At 66.0% G+C, this 23311-nt stretch carries 22 protein-coding genes; 16 read left to right on the plus strand and 6 right to left on the minus strand.

The genetic code is table 11. The features are described 5' to 3' along the window. Nucleotide 1 precedes the first annotated feature (1 nt). Both pufC and alaE read left to right on the plus strand, forming a co-directional pair. A complete protein-coding gene (pufC, locus tag V6N07_RS10080; protein WP_371156087.1) occupies nt 2-1108 on the plus strand; it encodes a photosynthetic reaction center cytochrome PufC in 1107 nt (368 codons plus the stop codon). Nucleotides 1109-1215: 107 nt separating this feature from the next. After that, nucleotides 1216-1629: an L-alanine exporter AlaE gene (gene alaE / locus V6N07_RS10085; protein ID WP_371156088.1), complete on the plus strand. Its 414-nt coding sequence runs from the start codon at nt 1216-1218 to the stop codon at nt 1627-1629. 10 nt (nt 1630-1639) lie between these two features. Here alaE and idi read toward each other — a convergent pair whose 3' ends face one another. The 6 genes from idi to V6N07_RS10115 are packed head-to-tail and all read right to left on the minus strand — an operon-like array spanning nt 1640 to nt 7788. Beyond that, nucleotides 1640-2173: an isopentenyl-diphosphate Delta-isomerase gene (gene idi, locus V6N07_RS10090; RefSeq protein WP_371156089.1), complete on the minus strand. Its 534-nt coding sequence runs from the start codon at nt 2171-2173 to the stop codon at nt 1640-1642. Then, nucleotides 2170-3366 (minus strand): geranylgeranyl diphosphate reductase, encoded by a 1197-nt coding sequence (locus V6N07_RS10095; protein ID WP_371156090.1) that lies wholly within the window; start codon nt 3364-3366, stop codon nt 2170-2172. The genes idi and V6N07_RS10095 overlap by 4 nt, the downstream gene beginning before the upstream one ends. A 2-nt stretch (nt 3367-3368) precedes the next feature. Next, nucleotides 3369-4592 (minus strand): MFS transporter, encoded by a 1224-nt coding sequence (locus V6N07_RS10100; RefSeq protein ID WP_371156092.1) that lies wholly within the window; start codon nt 4590-4592, stop codon nt 3369-3371. Continuing rightward, nucleotides 4592-5497 (minus strand): chlorophyll synthase ChlG, encoded by a 906-nt coding sequence (gene chlG, locus V6N07_RS10105; RefSeq protein WP_371156093.1) that lies wholly within the window; start codon nt 5495-5497, stop codon nt 4592-4594. Before chlG ends, V6N07_RS10100 begins: the two co-directional genes overlap by 1 nt. Nucleotides 5498-5554: 57 nt before the next feature. Beyond that, the gene (gene ppsR, locus V6N07_RS10110) at nt 5555-6982 is read right to left on the minus strand and encodes a transcriptional regulator PpsR (protein WP_371156095.1); all 1428 of its coding nucleotides are present in this window, start codon (nt 6980-6982) and stop codon (nt 5555-5557) included. A 41-nt stretch (nt 6983-7023) separates the two neighbouring features. Continuing rightward, nucleotides 7024-7788, minus strand: a complete 765-nt coding sequence (locus tag V6N07_RS10115) for a B12-binding domain-containing protein (RefSeq protein ID WP_371156096.1) — start codon at nt 7786-7788, stop codon at nt 7024-7026. Between the two features lie 213 nt (nt 7789-8001). Between V6N07_RS10115 and bchF the strand changes: the two genes are divergently transcribed. From bchF to hemA, 14 genes are all read left to right on the plus strand, one after another. Continuing rightward, nucleotides 8002-8484 carry a 2-vinyl bacteriochlorophyllide hydratase gene (gene bchF / locus V6N07_RS10120; protein ID WP_371156097.1) on the plus strand — a complete coding sequence of 161 codons (483 nt, stop codon included), beginning with the start codon at nt 8002-8004 and terminating at the stop codon, nt 8482-8484. Further along, nucleotides 8481-9806 (plus strand): ferredoxin:protochlorophyllide reductase (ATP-dependent) subunit N, encoded by a 1326-nt coding sequence (locus V6N07_RS10125; protein WP_371156098.1) that lies wholly within the window; start codon nt 8481-8483, stop codon nt 9804-9806. The genes bchF and V6N07_RS10125 overlap by 4 nt, the downstream gene beginning before the upstream one ends. After that, the gene (gene bchB, locus V6N07_RS10130) at nt 9803-11344 is read left to right on the plus strand and encodes a ferredoxin:protochlorophyllide reductase (ATP-dependent) subunit B (protein WP_371156099.1); all 1542 of its coding nucleotides are present in this window, start codon (nt 9803-9805) and stop codon (nt 11342-11344) included. Before V6N07_RS10125 ends, bchB begins: the two co-directional genes overlap by 4 nt. Next, entirely contained in the window at nt 11334-14861 is a 3528-nt protein-coding gene (locus V6N07_RS10135; protein WP_371156102.1) for a cobaltochelatase subunit CobN, read from the plus strand. The genes bchB and V6N07_RS10135 overlap by 11 nt, the downstream gene beginning before the upstream one ends. A gap of 12 nt (nt 14862-14873) precedes the next feature. Next, the gene (bchL, locus tag V6N07_RS10140; RefSeq protein WP_371156103.1) at nt 14874-15764 is read left to right on the plus strand and encodes a ferredoxin:protochlorophyllide reductase (ATP-dependent) iron-sulfur ATP-binding protein; all 891 of its coding nucleotides are present in this window, start codon (nt 14874-14876) and stop codon (nt 15762-15764) included. Nucleotide 15765: 1 nt separating this feature from the next. Further along, nucleotides 15766-16428, plus strand: coding sequence for a magnesium protoporphyrin IX methyltransferase (gene bchM, locus V6N07_RS10145; protein ID WP_371156105.1), 663 nt, complete (start codon nt 15766-15768; stop codon nt 16426-16428). Next, complete coding sequence (locus V6N07_RS10150) at nt 16425-17864, plus strand: PucC family protein (RefSeq protein ID WP_371156106.1); 1440 nt, start codon at nt 16425-16427, stop codon at nt 17862-17864. The genes bchM and V6N07_RS10150 overlap by 4 nt, the downstream gene beginning before the upstream one ends. Nucleotides 17865-17886: 22 nt before the next feature. Continuing rightward, nucleotides 17887-18645, plus strand: a complete 759-nt coding sequence (gene puhA / locus V6N07_RS10155) for a photosynthetic reaction center subunit H (RefSeq protein WP_371156108.1) — start codon at nt 17887-17889, stop codon at nt 18643-18645. Between the two features lie 24 nt (nt 18646-18669). Beyond that, nucleotides 18670-19320, plus strand: coding sequence for a photosynthetic complex putative assembly protein PuhB (gene puhB / locus V6N07_RS10160; RefSeq protein WP_371156110.1), 651 nt, complete (start codon nt 18670-18672; stop codon nt 19318-19320). 5 nt (nt 19321-19325) lie between these two features. Next, on the plus strand, nt 19326-19793 hold the full coding sequence (gene puhC, locus V6N07_RS10165; protein WP_371156112.1) for a photosynthetic complex assembly protein PuhC: 468 nt from the start codon (nt 19326-19328) through the stop codon (nt 19791-19793). Nucleotides 19794-19857: 64 nt separating this feature from the next. After that, nucleotides 19858-20154, plus strand: a complete 297-nt coding sequence (locus V6N07_RS10170) for a hypothetical protein (protein WP_371156113.1) — start codon at nt 19858-19860, stop codon at nt 20152-20154. Next, the gene (gene acsF, locus V6N07_RS10175; protein ID WP_371156114.1) at nt 20151-21272 is read left to right on the plus strand and encodes a magnesium-protoporphyrin IX monomethyl ester (oxidative) cyclase; all 1122 of its coding nucleotides are present in this window, start codon (nt 20151-20153) and stop codon (nt 21270-21272) included. Before V6N07_RS10170 ends, acsF begins: the two co-directional genes overlap by 4 nt. Next, nucleotides 21272-22072: a putative photosynthetic complex assembly protein PuhE gene (puhE, locus tag V6N07_RS10180; protein ID WP_371156116.1), complete on the plus strand. Its 801-nt coding sequence runs from the start codon at nt 21272-21274 to the stop codon at nt 22070-22072. The genes acsF and puhE overlap by 1 nt, the downstream gene beginning before the upstream one ends. After that, nucleotides 22059-23273 (plus strand): 5-aminolevulinate synthase, encoded by a 1215-nt coding sequence (hemA, locus tag V6N07_RS10185; protein WP_371156118.1) that lies wholly within the window; start codon nt 22059-22061, stop codon nt 23271-23273. Before puhE ends, hemA begins: the two co-directional genes overlap by 14 nt. The last annotated feature ends 38 nt before the right edge of the window (nt 23274-23311 follow it).

The raw sequence follows: 23311 nt of genomic DNA on the forward strand, positions 1-23311 counted from the left end.
CATGTTCCCCAAATGGTTCGATAGCTGGAACTCCGAAAATCCCACCAACGTCTTCGGCCCCGCCATTCTGGTGGGGGCCCTCGGGGGGGCGGTCTTCGTCGCCGCCCTGCTGGTGACATGGGGCGACCCGTTCTACGACGAGTTCGATCAGACAGGCCCCCGCGGGACCGGCATGCAGATCGCCGCGCTCAGCAGCACGGTCGATCCCACCATCGCCGACTACTACACGGAGGAGCCCTATCCCCGCGAGGAGGGAGAGCCTCTGGCGAGCGAGATCTACGAGAACGTCCAGGTTCTGGGCGGCGTGTCCGAGGGGAACTTCCTGCGCCTGATGAATGCCATCACGATCTGGGTCTCGCCCGACGAGGGCTGCGCCTATTGCCATGCCGGCGCGGACGAGGGGAACTACGCCGATGACGACCTCTATACCAAGGCCGTTGCCCGGCGGATGATCCAGATGACGCAATACATCAACGAGGATTACATCGGCCACGTTCAGGCCAATGCCGAGGTCGGCGTCAACTGCAACACCTGTCACCGTGGTCAACCCGTCCCGACGAACGTCTGGTTCCGCATCGATCCGGTCACGGATGCGACGGCAGGTTGGGCGTCCGTGCAGAACCGCGCAACGATCCAGTCGCAATCGACGTCCCTGCCATCCGACGCCCTGTACCGCTACCTCTACGAGGACAACGTCATCGCGGTCCATGACCTTGAAAGCCGCGTCGCAGGCAGCCCCTCGGACCCCGGTTTCCCGACGGTGCAGGACACGGAGCGGACGTATTCGTTGATGAACTACTTCGCAAACTCGCTGGGTGTGAATTGCGTGTTCTGTCACAACTCGCGGGCGTTCTACGATGGTGCGCAGGTGACGCCGCAGTGGGCGACCGCATCGCTCGGCATCTACATGGCTCAGGATCTCAACAACATCTTCCTCGAACCATTGGGTCCGGTCTATCCGCCCGAACGCCTCGGCCCCGTCTATGCCGATGCGCCCAAGGCCGCCTGCGCGACCTGTCATAAAGGATACAACAAGCCGATGCAGGGTCTGAACGCGATTGCGGACTGGCCTGAACTGGCAAGCACGGAACCACCAGTTTACGAGTGATCTTTTGTCGGTGCCGAAAGGCAGGCCCCGTCCGCAGAAATGCGGGCGGGGTCGATTTGCGCGATACCCGCATCGACAGAAGCAGGGCCATGCCCTAGCGCAGGGGGATGCGCCTTGCCATCGTCGATACCCTCACCACCATCGTGTTCTTCACGGTTGCCGCCGGTCTGTCGGAACTGCTGATTGCGGGGATGGCACCGGGCCAGGTGCTGATCACGCGTCTTCTGACCATTCCGATGATGGTGCTGACGGGGCGCCCCTATGCGGCATGGCGCGATCTTCTGTTTCGCAGGATGGCACCGTCCGGACGGGTCGGCCGGACGCTTCTGGATATCGGCGCCTTCCTGACGTTCCAGGTGCCGGTCTATGCCGCAACGCTCTGGGTTGCCGGGGCTGACCTGGCCGAGATGTCGGCGGCAATCGGGTCCGCCATCCTGTTCATGATCCTGCTCAGCCGGCCATTCGGCCTGTTGCTGGATGGGGTGCGCCGCTGGGCGGGGGTCGATCGGGCCATCCAATGACCCGGACGGATCAGGCGCGGTTCAGAACGCCGAAGATCGCATCCATGTGGTCGGCAAGGTAGATCCGCAGCCACGGGGTGAACCGGTCCGGGTGGCGTTCCACCTCGGCGGCCAGATCGTACAGATCGATCCAGCGGACGGCGGCGACCTCCTCCGGGTTCAGGCGCATCGGCAGATCGGCGGGCGCTTCGGCCGTGAAAACCTCGACCACCTCGTGTTCCGTCAGACCGTTCCCCACCTCGGCGCGATATTCCAGAACGCCGCGCGGGTGCATCTGCAGGCCGGTGATGCCCAGTTCCTCGGACACGCGGCGCATTGCGCAGGTTGTGTTGTCCTCGTTCCAATGGGGGTGCGTGCAGCAGGTATTCGCCCAAAGGCCGGGGGTGTGATACTTCGACAATGCGCGCTGCTGGATCAGGATGCGCGCGCCGTTCATCACGAAGACCGACACTGCCTTGTGGCGCAGGCCGCGGCGGTGCACCTCCAGCTTCTCGACCGGGGTCAGGGTGCCGTCCACCCATGCAGGGATCACCATCGCCGTCATGCCCGGCGTGGTCCCGTCGCCCGGACCACGCCCAACAGATGCGCCACGTTCTTGATGCCTATCTTGAGATGCGCCATGGGGCGGGCCCTTACCAGTTCCTTGTTCATATACGCCTCGAAGGTCAGGCGTTGCACGTCGACATCGTGACACAGTGTGACAAAGCGTTCCCGCCGCTCGTCGGACTTGTAATAGGCATCCTGCATGGCGCCAAGGATGCGAAAGACGGCCTTGTGGTCCTTCATGAACAACTTGCGCGCCGTTGCCAGATGCCTCGCATTGCCGGTCGCCAGCACCTTCTCGCAGGCCACGGCGGCAACCCGTCCACCCACCATCGCATAGAAGATCCCCTCGCCCGACGAGGGGGCGACAACGCCCGCCGCGTCACCGGCCAGCACGAGGTCGCGGCCGTTGTCCCACTTGTCGAGGGGGCGCAGGGGGATGGGCGCGCCTTCCTTGCGGATTGTCCTGCAGTCGGACAATCCGGAGGCCATGCGCAGCGCCGTCGTGGCCGCCTTCAGGTCGACGCCGTCGCGGCCCGTGCCCATGCCGACGCTGGCCGACCTGCCGTGCGGAAAGACCCAACCATAGAAATCGGGACTGATGGCGCCGTCATAGATCACGTCGCAACGGGTCGGATCATAGGTGCCCGTCCTGCCGGGCGCCTCTATGATCTCATGGTAGGCGATCACGTAGGGGATTTCCTTGCCACCCTTCACCTCGGCCCGTGCCACGCCGGACCGGGCGCCATCGGCGCCGATCACCAGTCGCGCATCGAGCCGTTGATCCGTGCCACTGGCCTTGTCGCGGAACACGACGGTCTGGACGTTTCCGGCGCGTTCGATCCGCGTGAACGTGCCCGTCAACCGCACCGCCCCGGCGTCGGCCGCGCGGACGCGCAGGAACTCGTCGAAATGTTCGCGATCCACCATGCCGACGTAGCCATCCTCGATCGGGATATCGACCTGTCGCCCGGTGGGTGAAATCATGCGCGCGGTGTTGATCCGGGCCACGATCAGGTCATCGGGGATGGCGAAATCCCGGACGGCGCGGGGTGGAATGGCGCCGCCACAGGGTTTGATCCGCCCGGCCTTGTCGATCAGGGCCACGCTGCGACCGGCAAGCGCCAGATCGTGGGCCGCGGTGGCGCCGGATGGGCCCCCGCCGATGACGACGACATCGAAGGTCTGGTTCATGTCTATTCCCCCGGAATGGCGGCGGGCGCGGGGCCCAGGATACGGGCGGCCATCAGGGCCGCCAGCAGGAACAGCACGGCTTCGATCGCGAACAGGCTGCCATAGGCGGCGCCGTCGCTCAGAATGCCGCGCAACAGATCAAGGGTTGCGGTCGCCGCGATGCCCGCAAGGCCCGCCGCAATCGCCTGGGCCGCGCCGAAGACGCCCATCGTCGTGCCCTCTGCCCCCGAGCGGGCGGACGCGAGGCGCATCATCGATCCGATGGCGCCGACGACGAACAACCCGTTGCCAAGCCCGAGGGTCAGCGTCGCGGGCATCAACGGTGCGCCCCCGCCCAGGGCCAGAAGGCCCCCCGCCGACACGAGGCATCCGACGATCGCCCATGCCCGCAGACTGCCGATGCGCAGCTGGGCCAATGCACCGCTGGCAATCATGCCGATCAGCGCGGCGCCATCCTTGGCCCCCGACAGCCTGGTCGAGGCATCCGGCGTCAGGCCGTGCACTTGTCCGGCGAAAGGCTCGAACACCAGTTCGGACAGGTAGAAGGCGAGGATCGAAAGAAAGACGAAACCCGTGAATTGCCGCGCGGCCGGATCCGCCCATGTCTGCCGGAGGGCGGCCCCCAACGCAGGCGTCGGTGCGGGCGCGGGCGTGTGCCGATCCATCCCGAATGTCGCGACGACCGTCAGTGCCAGCGCGATGGCGACGCAGGTGGCGACGACGATGGTCAGGTGCGCCGGGGAATAAGGCTCCAACGCGATGCCCGTCCCGACCGAGGCCGCGATCGCGCCTGCAATCAGCATCAGCCACGCCAACGTTGCCGCGGCCCCGCGCCGGTCACCCGCGACCGTCGCCAGCAGGGCAAGAAACGATGTGCCCGCGGCCCCGACCCCGATTCCGATGGCCGCATAGGCCGCGACCCAGACGATCAGCGCGACCCCCGTCGGCAGGCCAATGGCCCAGGCTGCGGCAACGACGCCTGCGCCCAGAACGCTCATGCCGCCAAGGATCACCGGCACCCGCGCGCCGGCGCGATCCGACCGGTGCCCCCATGCGGGGCGCGTGATCTGAACCGCGTAGTGCAGCGCGACAAGCAGGCCCGGCAGCAGGGCGGGTAGGGCGAGTTCCACGACCATCAGCCGATTGAACAGATTGACGGGCAGGGCGGCCATCCCGCCGATCGCGGCATTCACGAGGCACAGCCGCAGGATCCCGCCCCAACCCATCACAGGCCGCCCAATGCAAGGGCGGCAACCATCATGCCAGCAACGGACCCGAGGACGCCGGTGCCGTTGAACCAGGGCGCCAGTGCCTTCGGGTCCGTCAGCATCCGGCGCATGGCGATGACCTGCGCGGCCAGAAGGCCAAGAATGACGAGCGCATGGATCGGTCGGCCCCATGCCACGAGCAGGGCAATGACACCGATCTGGGGAACGCCCATGATCCAGCAGGCAACCCGCGCCGCGCGATCAGGGCCGAGCGTCACGGGAAGCGAATGCAGGCCCATCTGACGGTCGCCCTGCAGGGATTTGAAGTCGTTGAAGGTCATGATGCCATGCGCTCCGATGCCATAGAGGGTGGCGATGGCAAGGATGCGCCAGTCCGGCAGGCCCGCGCTCAGCACGGCGGCACCGGTGATCCATGGCAGTGTCTCATAGCTGAGCCCGCAAAGGCCGGGCCCCCACCAGCCCGATTGCTTGGCGCGAAACGGTTCCGCCGAATAGGCCCAGGCCGCGATCACGGCAAGACAGGTCGCCCCGAACCCCCACGGCCCAAGCGACGCGCCGACGACAAGGGACACAACGGTCATCGACAGGGCGATCCACAATCCCCAACGCCCGGGCACACGGCCGGACGGAATGGGGCGGTCAGGCTCGTTTATGGCATCGACGTGCCGGTCGCACCAATCGTTGGCGGCCTGCGACATGCCGCAGACGATGGGACCGGCCAGCACGACGCCAAGGACGACGAGGGCGGGTTGCGAGAAAGGGGAGATCCCGGAGGAGACGACACCGCACAGATAGGCCCACATCGGCGGAAACCACGTGATCGGCTTGATCAGCCGCAGCATGGCGGCGGGTTCCGGAAACCGGCGTGTCTGGGTCGACTGTAAATCTGGAATGACACTCATGACCGTATCGTAGCCGATACACCCATGCTGTAACAAGAACTTTACACGTCAGGGGGTTTACGGTTCGTCCCGCTGCAACAGGCCGTATTTGCGCAGCTTCACGTAAAGGCTCTGCCGGCTCAGGCCCAGCATTTCGGCCGCTGCAACGCGGTTGTTGTTCGTCAACTCGACGGCCGCCTCGATGCATTGCTTTTCAACGACATCGGTCATCGACGCCACGATGTCGCGCAGCGGCGCGCTGCCGACCAGTGCGGTCGCATTCGCCATGCCGGTCGTCTGGCCGGATGCGCCTGCATCCTCTGCGTCGCGCATGATCGCGTTGCGGCCCTGTTCTCTCAGGACGAAGGCATATTCCATCCGGTTGGCATCGCTTCCGACGGGCGTAGCCGTCATCTCGATCGCCAGATGGGATCCGAAATGCGTGATGAGTCGCGTCTCGTAGGCGCCGATCTGGTTGCCATCGGTCACGAAGCGCAAATCGACGCTGCCCCGCGCCAGCAGGTCCGCCATCGCCCGTCCGCGCAGGATGGAAAGGGAATCGACGTCCATCATCGACAGGAAGGCGTCGTTCGCCTGCGTGATCTGGTGGTCGGCGTTCGTAAAGACGATGGCTTCGCGCGCACCATGGAACAGGTCCGACATCTTGCCCAGAAGCGGATCGGACCCGCCTTGCCGGAACGGGTCGTCGCCCTCGCCGGAAAGGCGACACAGCAGCATGCGCTCTCCGGCATTGCGGAAAAGCGTCGGGTGAAGGCAGATCGTCTCCGCGCTGCGCCGCAGCAATGCGCGCAGCGGCTGGGATGTGTCGTTCTGCGCAGCGGCGCACAGCTCCTCGATGAACTCGGCGCGCCGGCGGCCCTCGAACTCCTGCGTGAAGGCCGCGTTCACGAGGGTGGAATGCGTGCCTCCAAGGCGGCGCGCCCCGGCGTCGTTCAGGTCGACGATGCGCCCGGACGTGACATCGATCAGGGCAACCGCGTCGGTCGTCGCCTCGATCAGGACGCGATACCGCGTCTCGAAGACGCGCTGGCTTTCGTAGTCCTTCTCGAGCGCGAGCTGTGCCCGGACAAGGCGTTGTTGCAGCTCTGCCAAGGGGCGCAGATCACGGCCAAGCATCAGCACCCGACCATCCCGCCCGGTCAGGTGCATCGTGTAGCGGATGGGAAAGTCCCACGCCGCGCCATCGATGTGATTCACTTCGATCGACTCGGGGTGATCCGCCTCGCCGTTCGTGACGGCGGACAGAAGACGTGTGACCTTGCGCATGCTGTCGGGTGCCAAAAATTCGGTGATCTTGCGACCGGCCCAATGGTCCATCTGGCCGAGGGCGGAATTCAGCGGATTGCGCGTGACGGATACGACCGTGCCGCCTTCGGACAGGACGATGGCCAGGTCGGCGGCCGTCGCGACGATATCGCCGAAATACTCCGGGGCAATCCGCGGCCCGGAACGCTCGTTCCAGAAATCGCTTTCCCGGGTATTCATGATAGCCACCTCTTTTTGCCCATCGATGTGCTCATGGGCGATTACACCCCGGCCGCGCTGACGGGAACTGTTACTTCACGTAGGGGGAAATCACAGAAACGCAACGCCTCATTCAGATCACTTGTGGCCAGATCGGCGCCGGAATGTGCACAAAGGGTCCTGTTCTCGACCATCGCGGGGCCGCCGACGATGATGGGAAAGGTTTGCGGAATGTCCTTGCGCAAGGAACGGACCAGTTCAGGAAGCCGCGCCGCCGACCGATAGCTGCTGGTCGATATCAGGACGGCATGGGGGGCGATCCGGGCTGCAAGGCGGATGATCTCGGGGGTGGACAGGCCGCTGAGAAGGCGCGTCGGGGCCCCGAGGCGGCGCAGCTTTTCCGTGGCGAATATCGCGGGCAGTCCATGCTGCTCCCACTGGGGGACGATCATCAGCAGCGATGCGATATCCCGCGCAGGTGGGCATGGTCGGCTGAGGATGCGGATCGCATCCTGCAGGCGGGTGGATGCGATCGTGACGTCCACGAATGACAGGTGGTCATCGTTCCAGCCGGTTTCGAGGCTGCGGGCGACATCCGTGAACACCTCGGTCACCAGAAGGTCCGCGAACCGCGCGTCTGCCTTCGCTTGCGACAGCAGGCACCGGCGGGGCGCGTCGTCGGCATGCAGAAACGCCGCTTCGATCAGCGGGACAAGACCGCGCGCAATGCTTTCGGGGTGCTCTGCCAGCCGCGCCAATCCGGCAAACCGTTTGAGGGTCGTCACGAGCACGGCGGCGGACATCGCCTCCGGCGGGGTGGGGATCATGATCTTCGTTTCAGTCCCCACCGGCAAATCCTCGCAACTGGTGTCGGGCGACAGGGTGAATAGACAGGCTGACGGTTCATATGTCAATCTGACGCGACAAATACCCACAGGTTCCGCCTGTTCGGCGACCCGGATCCCCCGGATACTGTAAGTTCAAGTTGACAACATGGGCGTCAATACGCTGTTACTGTTGTCAGAGGGGGAGTCGTTGCAATGAATGTGCCGAGCCGAACCAGACGCCGTACACGGCTATACACGCCCGAAGAGCGTGCGCGGCGGGATGCCAGCATCTGGACGCTGGTGCAGGGCGTTCTCGCACCGCTTCAGTTTCTGGTGTTCCTCGTCTCGCTTGCCCTCGTGTCCCGCTATCTGGTCACCGGCATCGGCTACGAGGCCGCGACCCTGTCGATCATCGTCAAGACCTGTGTCCTGTTGGCGATCATGGTCACCGGGTCGATCTGGGAAAAGGTCGTCTTCGATCACTGGCTCTTCGCGCCTGCCTTCTTCTGGGAGGATGTCGTCAGTTTCGGCGTCATCGCCCTGCATCTCGCCTATGTCTGGATGCTGATCGATGGCGGCTTCGGTCCGCGGGCCGAAATGGCCTGCGCCCTTGCGGCCTATGCCGCCTATGTCGTCAACGCGGGTCAGTTCATCTGGAAACTTCGGATGGCCCGTCTCGAAGGGGCGCCCGCATGAACGATCAGGCGCCCATCGGCTGTTCGGCCGCCCCCGTCATCCGCGAACGTGGTCAGCACGAGGTCTTCTGCGGCCTGACCGGCATCATCTGGCTGCACCGCAAGATGCAGGACGCCTTCTTCCTCGTGGTCGGTTCGCGCACCTGTGCGCATCTTCTGCAATCGGCGGCGGGCGTGATGATCTTCGCCGAACCGCGTTTCGGCACCGCCATCCTCGAGGAGGGCGATCTCGCAGGGCTCAAGGACGCCAACGAGGAGCTGGACCGCGAGGTCGCGCGCCTGCTGGAGCGCCGCCCGGACATCAGGCAGCTGTTCCTCGTCGGCTCCTGCCCCTCCGAAGTCATCAAGCTGGACCTCGCCCGTGCCGCCGAGCGGCTGTCGGTCGACCATGCGCCGCATGTGCGCGTGCTGAACTATTCCGGCTCCGGAATCGAGACGACCTTCACCCAAGGCGAAGACGCCTGCCTCGCCGCGATGGTGCCCGGACTGTCCACGACGACGGCGCGGAACCTGCTGCTGGTCGGCGCGCTTCCCGATGTGGTCGAGGATCAGGTCCGTGGCCTGCTTTCGGCCATGGGCATCGATGACGTGACCGTCCTGCCCGGGCGCCGCGCCGACCTCGACCCCGTCGTCGGACCGAACACGCAATACGCCCTGTTGCAGCCCTTCCTTGGCGACACATCCGCGGAACTCGACAAGCGCGGCGCCACCCGTATCGCGGCGCCCTTCCCCTTCGGCGAAGAGGGCACGACCCTCTGGCTGCGTGCCGTGGCCGACGCCTTCGGCGTGCCCGTCGCCCTGTTCGATGCCGTGACCGAAGCGCCCCGCGCCCGCGCCCGCAAGGCGATCGCCGCGGCCGCGACAACACTGTCCGGCAAAGCGGTCTTCTTCATGCCCGACAGCCAGCTGGAGGTCCCGCTGGCCCGCTTCCTGACCCGCGAATGCGGGATGGAGGCGATCGAGGTCGGCACCCCCTTCCTGCACGCGCGGATCATGGAGGAGGAGCTGGCCCTCCTCCCCTCCGGGCCGCGCATCGCCGAAGGGCAGGACGTCGACCTGCAACTTGACCGCGTCCGCGCCGACCGCCCCGACCTCACGGTCTGCGGGCTCGGCCTCGCCAATCCGTTGGAACGCGAGGGGCTGACGACCAAGTGGGCAATCGAACTGGTTTTCACACCTGTGCATTTCTACGAACAGGCCGGCGATCTCGCCGCGCTCTTCGCGCGCCCCATCCGCCGCAAGGCCCTGCTTCTTCTTGGCTCAAATACTCCGGGGTCCGGGGCAGAGCCCCGGCGGGTCGCGACCGCGCAGGTGGCGACATGAAATTGACCGTCTGGACATACGAAGGCCCCCCGCACGTCGGCGCCCTGCGCGTCGCCACGGGGATGGAGGGGCTGCACTACGTCCTGCACGCGCCGCAGGGTGACACCTATGCCGACCTGCTGTTCACCATGATCGAACGGCGTGGTGCCCGCCCACCCGTCACCTATACGACGTTCCAGGCCCGCGACCTCGGCGCTGATACCGCGACCCTGTTCAAGGACGCCTGCCTCGCCGCCTACGAACGCTTCAAGCCCGAAGCCCTGATCGTCGGCGCCTCCTGCACGGCGGAACTGATCCAGGACGACCCCGGTGGCTTGGCCGAAAGGCTCGGCCTGCCGGTGCCGGTCATCGCGCTGGAGCTGCCCAGCTACAGCCGCAAGGAAAACTTCGGCACCGACGAGACGTTCTATCAACTGGCCCGCGCGCTGGCCAAACCCTGCGACCGCACACCAGAGGTCAGCTGCAACATCCTCGGGCCGACGGGCCTCGGCTTTCGCCACCGCGACGACGTGGTTGAGGTGACGAAACTGTTGGAGGGGATGGGCATCGCGGTCAACGTCGTCGCCCCCATGGGCAGCCGTCCGTCCGACCTGAAACGGCTGGGGGCCGCGCATTTCAACGTCGTCCTCTACCCCGAACACGCCGAAGCCGCCGCCCGCTGGCTGGAGCGGGAGCATGGCCAACCCTACACCGGGACCATCCCGATCGGCGCCAACGCCACACGTGCCTTCGTCGGCGAAGTGGCCGCACTTGCCGGGGTCACCCCGGTCCTCGATGACGCCGAGTTGCGACAGCCGTGGTGGGCCGCCTCGGTCGACAGCACCTATCTGACCGGCAAGCGCGTCTTCATTTTCGGGGACGCCACCCATGCCATGGCCGCCGCGAAAGTCGCGCGCGACGAGATGGGGTTCGAGGTCGCGGGCCTTGGCTGCTACAATCGTGAATTTGCCCGTCCCGTTCGCGCGCTGGCGCGCGAGATGGGTGTCGAGGCGCTGATTACCGACGATTACCTCGAGGTGGAGCGCGCCATCGCCGACGCCGCCCCCGAGATGATCCTCGGCACCCAGATGGAGCGGCATATCGGCAAGCGGCTGGGCATCCCTTGCGCGGTCATCTCCTCGCCCGTCCACGTGCAGGATTTCCCTGCGCGCCATTCGCCGCAGATGGGCGTGGAGGGGGCGAACGTGCTCTTCGATACATGGGTCCATCCGCTGGTGATGGGGTTGGAGGAGCATCTGCTGACGATGTTCCGGGACGATTTCGAGTTTTCCGACGCGGCGGGTCCGTCCCACCACGGCGGCCATGCACCTGCCGAGAGCGCCGAAGTCCAGCCCAGGCACCCTCGGGATATTCCCGAAGGGAAGAAGACGGTCGAGGAGATCGTCTGGGGCCCCGCGGCAGAGAAGGAGTTGCGCAAGATCCCGTTCTTCGTGCGCGGCAAGGCCCGCCGGAATACCGAGATCTTCGCCGCCGAACGCGGTGTCGCGGAGATCAGTGTCGAAACCCTCTACGAAGCCAAGGCGCATTATGCGCGGTGATGGTCCCCTCCCGGGTGTCGCACCCTACCGGGTGACGATCATCACCCTCGACCCGTTGTCGGCGGGACCGGTTCAGCGCGTCGTCCCGGCGATCGCGGCCGAGTATCCGAACATCGAGGTCAGCGTACATGCGGCTGGCGAATGGGCCGAGACGCCCGGCACGCTGGATGCGGCCATCGCGGCGGTGGGGCGTGCAGATATCGTGATCTGCGGCCTGCTGTTCATCGATGAGCACATTCAGGCCATCCTGCCCGCGTTGCGCGCCCGTCGCGATCACTGCGACGCGATGGTCGGGATGGTGTCGGACCCGGCGGTCGTCAAGCTGACCCGGATGGGGGAATTGGACATGGCGCAGCCGTCTTCGGCTGCGGTCGAACTGCTCAAGCGGTTGCGCGGGTCGAAGTCGCCCAGTGCCTCCTCGGGCGAGAAGCAGATGAAGATGCTGCGCCGCCTGCCCAAGCTCTTGCGCTTCATCCCCGGCAAGTCGCAGGACCTTCGGGCGTGGTTCCTGTGCATGCAGTATTGGCTGGGCGGGTCCGACGAGAATTTCGAGGGGCTGCTGCGGCACCTTCTGGGTCGCTATGCGCCCGGCATCGACCTGTCAGCAGCGGCGCCGGTCGATTACCCGGACGTGGGGCTCTATCACCCGGATACGGGGATCGTGACAGAGGCTACGGACCTGCCGCCGCTGCCGGGGGACGCCAAGGCGACCGTCGGTCTTCTGTTGATGCGGTCCTACGTGCTGGCCCGCGATACGGCGCATTACGACCACGTCATCCGCACCTTCGAGGCGCAGGGCATTCGCGTTCTGCCGGCCTTCGCCGGTGGCCTAGACATGCGACCGGCCATCGACGCCTATTTCGCTGATGGGCGCATAGATGCGTTGGTCAGCCTGTCGGGTTTCTCCCTCGTGGGGGGGCCCGCCTACAACGACAGCCCGGCGGCGGTCGCGGCCCTGACGGCGCTGGATGTGCCCTACGTCGCCGCGCATCCGCTGGAATTCCAGACGCTGGGCCAATGGGGCGCGTCCGGCCATGGCCTCGGGCCGGTCGAGACGACGATGCTGATCGCCCTGCCGGAAATCGACGGCGCCACGACGCCGACCGTCTTTGCCGGGCGCCACGGCGCGCAGGGCTGCAGCGGTTGCGCCAAGGCCTGTCCCGGCAGCGACAGCCGCCAGATGGCCCCTTGCGTCGAACGTGTCGGCGCGCTGGTCGCCCGCGTGTCGCGGCTGGCCCGCCTGCGTCGGTCGCAGGCCCGTGATCGCAAGATCGCGATCGTGCTGTTCAACTTTCCGCCCAATACCGGATCAGCCGGGACCGCCGCCTATCTCTCGGTCTTCGAAAGCCTGCACAACACCCTGCTGCGGCTGCGTGCCGATGGGCATTCCGTCGAGGTGCCTGAAACGGTGGAGGCCCTGCGGGAGGTCGTTCTGGCCGGAAACGCTGCGACCTACGGGCAGGATGCCAATGTCGCCGCCCATATCAGCGCCGATCGCCTTGTGGCCGAAGACCCGTATCTGGCCGAGACGGAGGCCGCATGGGGCCCCGCGCCCGGACGGTCCCTGTCGGACGGCAGCGGCGTCTTCGTTCTGGGCGCGCAGCTTGGCAATGTCTTCGTCGGGTTGCAGCCGCCCTTCGGGTACGAGGGCGATCCGATGCGCCTGATGTTCGAGAAGGGTTTTGCCCCGACCCACGCGATGGGTGCCTTCTATCGCTGGCTGCGCCACGATTTCGGCGCCGATGCGGTGCTCCACTTCGGGATGCACGGATCGTTGGAGTTCATGCCGGGCCGGCAGGCGGGTCTGGGGGCCAGCGATTGGCCCGACCGCCTGATCGGCGATCTGCCCAACGTCTACCTTTATGCGTCCAACAACCCGTCGGAAGCGTCGCTGGCCAAGCGCCGCGCCAACGCGGTGACTGTGACGCATGTGACGCCGCGCCTGCTGGCGTCCGGTCTCTACAAGGGTCTGGTTGCGCTCAAGGACAGCGTGACACGCTGGCGCGGGGGAGACCGGTCCGACGACCTGGCGTCCCTGATCGCGGATCAGGCGGCAGCGGTGGACATGGATGGCACCGACCCGGATGCCCTGTGGCTGACGCTGCTGGAGACGGAGGCCGCGCTGATCCCCGAAGGCCTGCACGTGGTCGGGCGTGACCTGACCGATGCGCAGGTTGCGGCCTACCTTGGCCATCTGCCCGATGACACGCGCGGCGCGGCCGAAGTGGCGCTGCGCTCCTCCGCCGAACTCGACGGGTTGATGCGGGCGCTGTCGGGGCGGTTCATCGCGCCGGTGCCGGGTGGTGACCTGATCCGCTCGCCCGAGGTGCTGCCCGCCGGGCGCAACATCCACGCGTTCGACCCCTTCCGTATGCCGACCGCCTATGCCCTGCGCGATGGCGCGGCACAGGCCGACCTGCTGATCGCGACCCACGCGACGCTGCCCCATTCCGTCGCGCTGGTCCTGTGGGGGTCCGACAACATCAAGTCCGACGGCGTTCCCATCGGTCAGGCGCTTGCCCTGCTGGGCGCACGGCCCCGGTTCGATCATTACGGGCGCCTCGCGGGGGCAGAGCTGATCCCGCTGGCCGAACTGGGCCGTCCGCGCATCGATGTCGTGATGACCTTGTCCGGCATCTTCCGCGACCTGCTGCCGCTTCAGACGCGCCTTCTGGCCGAGGCCGCGTGGCTGGCCGCCAGCGCGGAGGAGCCGGTGGAGCAGAACTTCGTCCGCGCCCATGCGCTCGACTATGCCGCGCGGATGGGCTGCGATCTGGAGACGGCGGCCCTGCGCGTGTTTTCCAACGCAGAAGGGGCCTATGGCTCCAACGTCAATCAGCTCGTGGATAGCGGCGCCTGGGACGACGAAGGCGAACTGGCCGATGCCTATGAGGCGCGCAAGGGCTTCGCCTATGGGCGCGATGGCAAGGCATCGTCACAGGGGGCGTTGCTGCACGCCGCGCTGGGCGACGTCGACCTTGCCTATCAGAACCTCGAATCCGTCGAACTGGGCGTGACCACGGTGGACCACTACTTCGACACGCTGGGCGGGATTTCCCGCGCGGTGAAACGCGCAAGGGGGACCGAGGCGCCCGTCTACATCGGCGACCAGACGACGGGCGCCGCCAAGGTGCGCACGCTGGCCGATCAGGTCGCGCTGGAAACACGCTCGCGCAGCCTGAACCCGCGCTGGTTCGAGGGGCTGCTCAAGCACGGATCCGAAGGCGTGGCCATGATCGAAAGCCAGGTGACCAACACGCTGGGCTGGTCGGCGACGACCGGCGCTGTGGAGCCTTGGGTCTATCAGCGCCTGTCGGAAACCTTCGTGCTGGACGACGCCATGCGCCGCCGTCTGGCGGACCTGAACCCCAAGGCCAGCGCCCGCATGGCCAATAGATTGCTGGAGGCCGGGGACCGCGATTTCTGGCAGCCGGACGCAGACACCCTCGCCGCGTTGCAGGACGCCGCCGACGAGCTGGAAGACCGGCTCGAAGGCATCACCGTGGCCGCGGAATAGGAGAGAGACGAGATGCCCAAGGATACCATTCCGAACCTCGGACAGGACGGCGAAGGCTCCGTTCAGGTGCACCAGGACGAGGGTGCCAGGATCGAGGGGGCCAAGGTCTTTTCGGTCTATGGCAAGGGCGGGATCGGCAAGTCGACGACCTCGTCGAACCTGTCGGCGGCCTTTACCAAGCTGGGCAAGCGCGTGCTGCAGATCGGATGTGATCCCAAGCACGACAGCACCTTCACCCTGACGGGTCGGTTGCAGAACACGGTGATCGACGTGCTCAAGGACGTGGACTTCCATGCCGAGGAGTTGCGCCCCGAAGACTTCGTCGCCGTCGGCTATGGCGGTGTGCAATGCGTCGAGGCGGGCGGACCGCCCGCCGGCACCGGTTGTGGTGGATATGTGGTCGGCCAGACGGTCAAGCTGTTGAAACAGCATCACATGCTGGAGGACACGGATGTCGTGATTTTCGACGTGCTGGGTGATGTGGTCTGCGGCGGGTTCGCCGCCCCCCTGCAACATGCCGACCGTGCCCTGATCGTGACGGCCAATGATTTCGACAGCATCTATGCGATGAACCGGATCATCGCCGCTGTGCAGGCCAAGTCGAAGAACTACAAGGTGCGGCTGGCGGGATGCGTCGCGAACCGGTCGAGGGACACCGACGAGGTCGACCGCTACTGCCGCACGGTAGGTTTCGACCGGATCGCGCATATGCCCGACGTCGATGCCATCCGCCGCTCGCGCCTCAAGAAGAAGACCCTGTTCGAGATGCCCGACGAGGAGGACATCGTCCGCTGTCGCGCCGAATACGTGCGGCTGGCCAAGCTGCTCTGGGACGGGACCGAGGGAAAGGCCCCCGAAAGCCTGCCCGACCGCGAAATCTTCGAATTGCTGGGTTTCGACTGACATGACCTATTCCGCCACCCTGACCCGTGTCGAACACTACTTCGACCGCTCCGCCACCCAGGTGTGGGAGCGTCTGACCTCCGACGCGCCCGTGTCGGGCGTGCGCGCGACGGTGCGCGCGGGCCGGGACCGGATGCGCGCCACGATGCTGGATTGCCTGCCGGGCGATCTGTCCGGTGCGCGGATCCTCGATGCGGGTTGTGGCGCCGGACAGATGGTGACGGAACTGGCGGCACGCGGGGCGGACGTGGTGGGGGTCGATATCTCGCCTGCGCTGCTGGAAATCGCCGCGCGGCGTCTGCTTGAGGACTTGCGCCCCCGCGTGACCCTGATGGCGGGGGACATGTTCGCCACCGATCTGGGCACGTTCGACGCGGTCGTCGCACAGGACTCGATGATCTACTACCGCACGCCCGACCTGGCCGAAAAGCTGGACATCCTGTCGCGTCGCAGCGCGCAGGTGGTCTTTACCGTGGCGCCGCGCACGCCGTTCCTGATGGCGTTCTTCGGGATGGGCAAGCTGTTCCCCCGCGCCGACCGGTCCCCCGTGATGGTGCCGCAGGATACGGCCCGCCTGTCGCGCGCGGTCGCCGGAAACCTGCGCGAGGTGCAGCGTGTGACATCCGGTTTCTACATCTCCACCTGCATGGAGTTGCGCCCATGAGTGCCCCGAGCGTCCTCAAGCAGTTCGCGCTGAACGCGCTGCCGTTTTCGGACGCGGGCAGCACGGGCCTGCCGCTGGGCCAATTGCTGCGCCTGTCGCTGTTCCAGGTGTCAGTCGGCATGGCCGCGGTGATGTTGCTGGGCACGCTCAACCGCGTGATGATCGTGGAACTGGGCCTGTCGGCCTTCCTCGTGGCGGCGATGATCGCCCTGCCGGTTCTGGTGGCGCCGTTCCGGGCGCTGCTGGGCTTCAGATCCGACACCTATCGCAGCGCGATCGGCTGGAAGCGCATCCCCTACCTGTGGTTCGGCACCCTGTGGCAGTTCGGGGGGCTGGCGATCATGCCCTTCGCCCTGCTGATCCTCGGGGGCTACGACCAGATGGCGATCCCGCCGTTCGCCGGAGAGGCGGCGGCTGCCGTGGCGTTCCTGATGACGGGCCTCGGGATGCACATGACGCAGACGGCGGGCCTGGCGCTCGCCGCCGACCGTGCGGACGATGAAACGCGGCCGCGCGTTGTGGCCCTCCTTTACGTGGCCTTCCTTGCGGGCATGCTGGTCAGCGCGCTGTTGATCGGCTGGCTGTTGCGCGACTTCGACCCGGTCGTTCTGATCCAGGTGGTGCAGGGCACCGCCGTGATGACCCTGATCCTGAATGTCGTGGCCCTATGGAAGCAGGAATCCATGCGCCCGACGACCCGGGCAGAGCGCGCCGCCCCCGCGCCGCAGTTTCGCGATGCCTGGGCCGACCTGGGGCAGGGCGGCACGGCGGGGCGCCTGCTACTGGCGGTCTTCCTTGGCACGATGGCGTTCAACATGCAGGACGTCCTGCTGGAACCTTACGGCGGAGAGATCCTGGGTCTGTCCGTGTCGGCCACCACGCTGCTCACGGCCTCCTGGGCGGTGGGCGCGCTGGTGGCCTTCGGTCTGGCCGCGCGGTGGTTGTCGGCCGGGATGAACCCGACGCGCATGGCGGCGCGGGGCGTTCTGGCCGGGGTGGCGGCCTTTTCGGCGGTGATCTTCGCCTCGCCCCTCGGGTCATCCGCGTTGTTCTTTGCCGGGGCCGTCGGCATCGGCTTTGGCGGCGGGCTGTTCGCCGTCGCCACCCTGACCACGGCAATGACATTGCCCACCGGTCTTGCCGGGCGCGGCCTGGCCCTTGGTGCATGGGGCGCGGCGCAGGCCACCGCACAGGGCCTGTCGACCGCACTGGGCGGGGGCTTGCGCGACAGCGTGAACGCCTTGGCGACCAGCTGCACCTTGGGTGAGGCGCTCGCCTCGCCGGCGACGGGCTATTCGGTCGTCTATCACACCGAAATCGGACTTCTCTTCCTGACGCTCGTGGCGCTCGGCCCCCTCGTCAGCCGCACCGACAGACACCGCAACAGACCAGACCCGAAGGAGGCCAGGATCGGACTGGCCGACTTCCCAACCTGAACTCTACCCGGAGGACACCCCCATGGTGGACGCCTTTTTTGCAAACTTCGACCTGGCCAGCCTGGCGATCTGGCTGTTCTGGGGCTTCTTCGCCCTGCTGATCTACTATCTTCAAACCGAGAACATGCGCGAAGGCTATCCGCTCGAGAACGACGATGGCACGCTGGCCCCGAACCAGGGGCCGTTCCCGCTGCCGTCGGCCAAGACCTTCATCCTGCCGCATGGTCGTGGCGAAGTCGTCCAGCCCACCAAGCAGCCCGAGCAGCGCGATGTCGCGATGCGCAAGACGGCCGTTTCCGAGGGGTTCCCGTTCGAGCCGACCGGCAACCCGATGCTGGACGGTGTCGGCCCGGCCTCCTGGGCGCCGCGCCGCGACGTCCCCGAGCTTGACGGCCACGGGCACCCCAAGCTGGCCCCCATGGCGTCGGTCGACAGCTTTCGCATCAGCGCCGGACGCGACCCGCGCGGTATGCCCGTGATTGGCGATGACGGCGAAGTCGCCGCCACCGTCACCGACATGTGGCTGGACGTGCCCGAGCAGTTGGTCCGCTATCTGGAGGTCGACGTGGAGGGCGCGGGCAAGCGCATCGTTCCGATGACCTTCTGCCGTATCCACGCCGACCACGTCGAGGTGAAGGCCCTGCACGCGGCGCATTTCGCCCAGATCCCGGCAACCAAGTCACCCACGCAGGTCACCCTGCTGGAAGAAGACAAGATCAGCGGCTTCGTCGGGGGCGGCAAGCTCTATGCCAGCCACGACCGGCAAGATCCGCAGCTCTGAACCGAACCGAGGGGGGACCGGCCGATGTCACATGACGATTTCGACAATGAACCGATCCGGGGGCTGCCGCAGATGCTGCCCGCCGGAGAGCATATCCTGTGGCAGGGGGCGCCGGACTGGCGCGCGCTGGCTGTCGACTCGCTCAAGGTGAAATGGGTCGCCGGATATTTCATCGCGCTGTTCGGGTGGCGAGCGATCGTGGCCGGTGCCGAGATGTCCGTCCTGCAGGCCATGGCCGCGTCCTCCTTCTACCTCGTGCTGGGCGCAGTGGCCTGCAGCCTTCTGGCCCTGACCGCCTGGATCCAGGCGAAGACGGCCGTCTACACGATCACCAACCGCCGCGTGATCCTGCGGATCGGGGCGGCCCTGACCATGACGTTGCAGTTCCCCTTCAACTGGATCGGTGCCGCCGATCTTGTGACGCGGTCCGATGGAACCGGCACCATCGCCCTGCGCACGCTGGGCGAGACACGGTTTTCCTATCTTCTGTTGTGGCCGCATCTGCGCCCCTGGCGGATGGCCAGGACACAGCCCGCGCTGCGCTGCATTCCCGACGCCGCCGCCGTCGCGCGCCTTCTGGCCGAGGCCGTGGCCGACGCCGAGGCGATGCCCCGCGTCACCGTGGTGGACAGCACCCATGACACTGCCGGCGCAATGCCGGTTCCAGCGGAGTAGAGCCCATGACCCCCGAAGCCCGTCTTGCCAACCGCGACGAGGAAATGGTGCCTGTCCTGCTGCTGCGTGCCGTTGGTGTGCTGGTGGTCTGTGCCCTCGTGATCACGGCCTACGCCAGTCTGACCGATCGTCCGTTGGAGGCGATGCCCGCCCTCGAGGGAGAGGTCGCGATCGCCAAGGAGCGGACGATCATCCTCGACGCGGATGGTGTCACCGGCGCGGCCCGCGTTCTGGATGAAAATGGCTCCGTCATCGTGAACCTTGACACAGAACAAGGCGGCTTCGTCGCCGGTGTGCATCGTGTCCTGGTGTTTGAACGCCAGAAAAGAGGAGAGGACACGCAGGCACCGGTGCGTTTGATCCTGTTCGAGAATGGTCAGCTGTCCCTGCGCGACGACGCAATCGGATGGCGTGCCGAGTTGATCGGTTTCGGGGCCAAGAACGCCGCAACCTTCGCAAGATTGCTGGACTAGACCCCAGCCGACACATCACCGGCTGGATGGACCCCAGCCTTTTGCCAACCGGGAGGAACGACCCATGGGATTTTTCACGAGGACGCGGGAAGAGGCGCCCTGCACCGTCGAGGTGTCACACCGCTTCGAGGAGTTGTCGGCGCATGTCCGTCTGAACAACGGCGCCGTGATCCACCCCGGTGACAGTGTTCAGGTTCTTGGCGCCGAGATCATGGCCCCCTACGGCGAATGCGTGTCCGAGGACCGCACGGCCATCATCACGCGCGCCAGCGGGTTGGAGCGGATGTGGACACGCGCCACGGGTGACCTGGAATTCATGGAGCTGTGCGAATTTTCCTTCTCGGAAGAGGTGCTGACATGAACGCCCATATCAAGCATTCCGCCGATGCCAGCACCGTCGAGGAGGCACTGGCCGCCGAGAACCAGACCGTCGTGGACAGCAAGGGCGCGACCGCGCTGGCGATGCAAAACACCCTGCTGACGCCGCGCTTCTACACCACCGATTTTGACGAGATGGATGCGATCGACGTCACCCCCGTGCGCGCCGATTGGGACGTCCTGATCGGCCAGATGAAGGCGGACCCGAACAAGGGTCATTTCAAGAAGAACGAGGATTGGGACACCGTCGATTGGGACGGGATGGAGCCCGCGCTCAAGAAGGAATTCATCGACTTTCTCGTGTCGTCCTGCACCGCCGAATTCTCGGGCTGTGTCCTCTACAAGGAGATGAAGCGCCGGGGGTCGAACGAGGATATCGTGACCCTGTTCCAGCTGATGGCGCGGGACGAGGCGCGGCACGCCGGTTTCATCAATGACGCCCTGCGCGAGGCGGGCGTTTCCGTGAACCTCGGGTTTCTGACGCAGAAGAAGAAATACACCTACTTTCGGCCCAAGTTCATCTACTACGCCACCTACCTGTCGGAGAAGATCGGCTACGCCCGCTACATCACCATCTTCCGTCACCTAGAGCAGCACCCCGAGCATCGCTTTCACCCGATTTTCAAGTGGTTCCGGGAATGGTGCAACGATGAGTTCAGCCACGGCGAGGCCTTTGCCCTGCTGATGAAGACGGACCCGAAGCTGACGCAGGGGCGCAATGTCTGGTGGATCAAGTTCTTCCTGACGGCGGTCTACGGCACGATGTACGTGCGCGACCATCAGCGGCCCGAGTTCCACAAGGCCCTTGGCGTCGATCCCGACTGGTATGCGCAGGAAGTGTTCCGCAAGACCTCCGAGATCAGCCGCCAGGTCTTCCCGATCACGCTGGACATCGACCATCCGCGCTGGATGCCGACGCTGGTGCGCCTGCAGAAGGCCAACGCGGATCTGGCTGCGGCAGAGAAGAAGACCGGTCTTGCCCGCGTCGTGGCGCAGACCGGCGCGCGTGCGCGTGCGGCGCTGGCGTTCGTGTCGCTCTATACGATTCCGGCGCACAAACACGTCGTGCCTGAACAGACCCGGTTGGAGCCCGCCTACTGATGTTCGCCTCGCCCTGGATTGCCGGCCTCGTCGCCCTGTTCGCCTGGTGGTTTTCCACCGGGGCGATCCTTGTGATCGTGCGCCGGGCCGACAGGGCGGGCGCCCATGTCTGGGCCGTGGTCGCGATGATGCCGATGATGGCCTTCGGGGTGATCGCGGCTTGGGTGTCGATGGCGGATGCGGGGCTGGGCGCGACCTACCTCGGCTTTGCCGCCGCGCTTGCCATCTGGGGCTGGATCGAGCTTGCGTTCCTGACCGGCGTGATCACCGGCCCCAACCGGATGCGCGCCCGCGCCGGCGTGCCCGAGTGGGAGCGGTTCATCCGCGCCTGGGGTACCGTCGCCTATCACGAGATCACGCTGACCGCCGCCCTGATCGGCCTTGCCCTTGCCAGCCACGGGGCCGAGAATCGCTTTGCGCTCTGGACCTTCGCGATCCTCTGGGCCGCGCGGATCAGCGCCAAGCTCAACCTCTACCTCGGTGTGCGCAAGGTGAATACGGAGTTCATCCCGTCACCCCTGCGCCACCTGCCCAGCCATTTCCGCGAGGCGCGGATCAACTGGCTGTTCCCGACGTCGGTGACGGTTCTGTCCTTTGCGACCGCCTGCTGGGTCGATCGGGTCATATATGCCGAAACCGCCCCCGAGGCGGTGGGCTTTGCCCTGCTGGCCGCGCTGACCGCGCTGGCCTTGCTGGAACACTGGTTCATGGTCGTGCGCCTGCCAGACGAGAAACTGTGGCGGTGGATGCTGCCCGCGAACGAAAGACTTCTGGAGGAGGCGCCCGATGCCATTCGATAAGCTGTTCGAGAGACAACTCGACGATCTGAAAGCGGAAGGGAACTATCGCTACTTCGCCGACCTGACCCGCGAATGCGGTCAGCACCCGCGCGCCAAGAACCACCACGAAGGCGAAGTGCGCGACGTCACCGTCTGGTGCTCCAACGACTACCTCGGCATGGGTCAGCACCCCGACGTGGTCGAGGCGATGGCGCAGACGGCCCGCGAATGCGGCACCGGCGCGGGTGGCACCCGCAACATCAGCGGCACCAACCACCACCACCTGGAGCTGGAGGCCGAGCTGGCCGACCTGCATGGCAAGGAATCGGCGCTTCTGTTCACCTCCGGCTATGTGTCGAACTGGGCGGCGCTGTCGACCCTGGGATCGCGCCTGCCGAACGCGATCATCTTCTCGGACAGCCTCAATCACGCCTCGATGATCGAGGGTATCCGCCATTCCCGCGCACAGAAGGTCATCTGGAAACACAACGACCCCGCCGACCTTGCCGCCAAGCTGGCGGCGGCCCCGGCCAATGCGACCAAGATCGTGGCTTTCGAGAGCGTCTATTCCATGGACGGCGACATTGCCCCGATCCGCGAGATCGTCGAGGTCGCCGAGGCGTTCGGCGCCATGACCTATCTGGACGAGGTGCACGCCGTCGGCATGTACGGCCCGCGGGGTGGCGGCGTCGCCGAGCGCGAGGGGCTGATGGATCGCATCACCCTGATCGAAGGCACCCTTGGCAAGGCATTCGGCGTGTTCGGTGGCTACATCACCGGATCGGCCGCGCTGTGCGACTTCATCCGCAGCTTCGCGTCGGGCTTCATCTTCACGACTGCCCTGCCGCCGTCCGTCGCCGCCGCGGCCACCGCTTCGATCCGTCACCTCAAGGACAGTCAGGTGGAACGCGACGAACAGGCCCGGCAGGTGGCCCGCCTGCGCGCCCGCCTCGATGCCGAAGGGATCCCCCATCTCGACAACCCGAGCCATATCATCCCCGTGATGATCAAGGATCCGGTCAAGACGCGCATGCTGTCGGATTACCTGATGGACATGTTCGGGATCTACGTGCAGCCGATCAACTATCCGACGGTGCCCAAGGGGACGGAACGCCTGCGGTTCACACCGGGCCCGCGCCACAGCGACGAGGATATCGAGCACCTGGTGCTGGCCCTCAAGACACTGTGGAAACAATGCGCCATCGCGCGTCAGACGGCCTGACAGTTTTCGGCACGGATCGTTGGACAGGGATGGCCGGC

The sequence above is a fragment of the Jannaschia sp. 2305UL9-9 genome, assembly GCF_041403465.1.
GTDB lineage: Bacteria > Pseudomonadota > Alphaproteobacteria > Rhodobacterales > Rhodobacteraceae > Jannaschia.

Bases quoted from the DNA above. Each gene is read 5' to 3' on its own strand.
- V6N07_RS10100 (WP_371156092.1), bottom strand. From the start codon at position 4,592: ATGGGTTGGGGCGGGATCCTGCGGCTGTGCCTCGTGAATGCCGCGATC.
- puhB (WP_371156110.1), top strand. From the start codon at position 18,670: ATGTCACATGACGATTTCGACAATGAACCGATCCGGGGGCTGCCGCAG.
- ppsR (WP_371156095.1), bottom strand. From the start codon at position 6,982: ATGAATACCCGGGAAAGCGATTTCTGGAACGAGCGTTCCGGGCCGCGG.
- chlG (WP_371156093.1), bottom strand. From the start codon at position 5,497: ATGAGTGTCATTCCAGATTTACAGTCGACCCAGACACGCCGGTTTCCG.
- bchF (WP_371156097.1), top strand. From the start codon at position 8,002: ATGAATGTGCCGAGCCGAACCAGACGCCGTACACGGCTATACACGCCC.
- V6N07_RS10150 (WP_371156106.1), top strand. From the start codon at position 16,425: ATGAGTGCCCCGAGCGTCCTCAAGCAGTTCGCGCTGAACGCGCTGCCG.
- V6N07_RS10125 (WP_371156098.1), top strand. From the start codon at position 8,481: ATGAACGATCAGGCGCCCATCGGCTGTTCGGCCGCCCCCGTCATCCGC.
- V6N07_RS10095 (WP_371156090.1), bottom strand. From the start codon at position 3,366: ATGAACCAGACCTTCGATGTCGTCGTCATCGGCGGGGGCCCATCCGGC.
- puhC (WP_371156112.1), top strand. From the start codon at position 19,326: ATGACCCCCGAAGCCCGTCTTGCCAACCGCGACGAGGAAATGGTGCCT.
- puhA (WP_371156108.1), top strand. From the start codon at position 17,887: ATGGTGGACGCCTTTTTTGCAAACTTCGACCTGGCCAGCCTGGCGATC.
- V6N07_RS10115 (WP_371156096.1), bottom strand. From the start codon at position 7,788: ATGATCCCCACCCCGCCGGAGGCGATGTCCGCCGCCGTGCTCGTGACG.
- bchB (WP_371156099.1), top strand. From the start codon at position 9,803: ATGAAATTGACCGTCTGGACATACGAAGGCCCCCCGCACGTCGGCGCC.
- pufC (WP_371156087.1), top strand. From the start codon at position 2: ATGTTCCCCAAATGGTTCGATAGCTGGAACTCCGAAAATCCCACCAAC.
- V6N07_RS10135 (WP_371156102.1), top strand. From the start codon at position 11,334: ATGCGCGGTGATGGTCCCCTCCCGGGTGTCGCACCCTACCGGGTGACG.
- V6N07_RS10170 (WP_371156113.1), top strand. From the start codon at position 19,858: ATGGGATTTTTCACGAGGACGCGGGAAGAGGCGCCCTGCACCGTCGAG.
- bchM (WP_371156105.1), top strand. From the start codon at position 15,766: ATGACCTATTCCGCCACCCTGACCCGTGTCGAACACTACTTCGACCGC.
- alaE (WP_371156088.1), top strand. From the start codon at position 1,216: ATGCGCCTTGCCATCGTCGATACCCTCACCACCATCGTGTTCTTCACG.
- acsF (WP_371156114.1), top strand. From the start codon at position 20,151: ATGAACGCCCATATCAAGCATTCCGCCGATGCCAGCACCGTCGAGGAG.
- hemA (WP_371156118.1), top strand. From the start codon at position 22,059: ATGCCATTCGATAAGCTGTTCGAGAGACAACTCGACGATCTGAAAGCG.
- idi (WP_371156089.1), bottom strand. From the start codon at position 2,173: ATGACGGCGATGGTGATCCCTGCATGGGTGGACGGCACCCTGACCCCG.
- bchL (WP_371156103.1), top strand. From the start codon at position 14,874: ATGCCCAAGGATACCATTCCGAACCTCGGACAGGACGGCGAAGGCTCC.
- puhE (WP_371156116.1), top strand. From the start codon at position 21,272: ATGTTCGCCTCGCCCTGGATTGCCGGCCTCGTCGCCCTGTTCGCCTGG.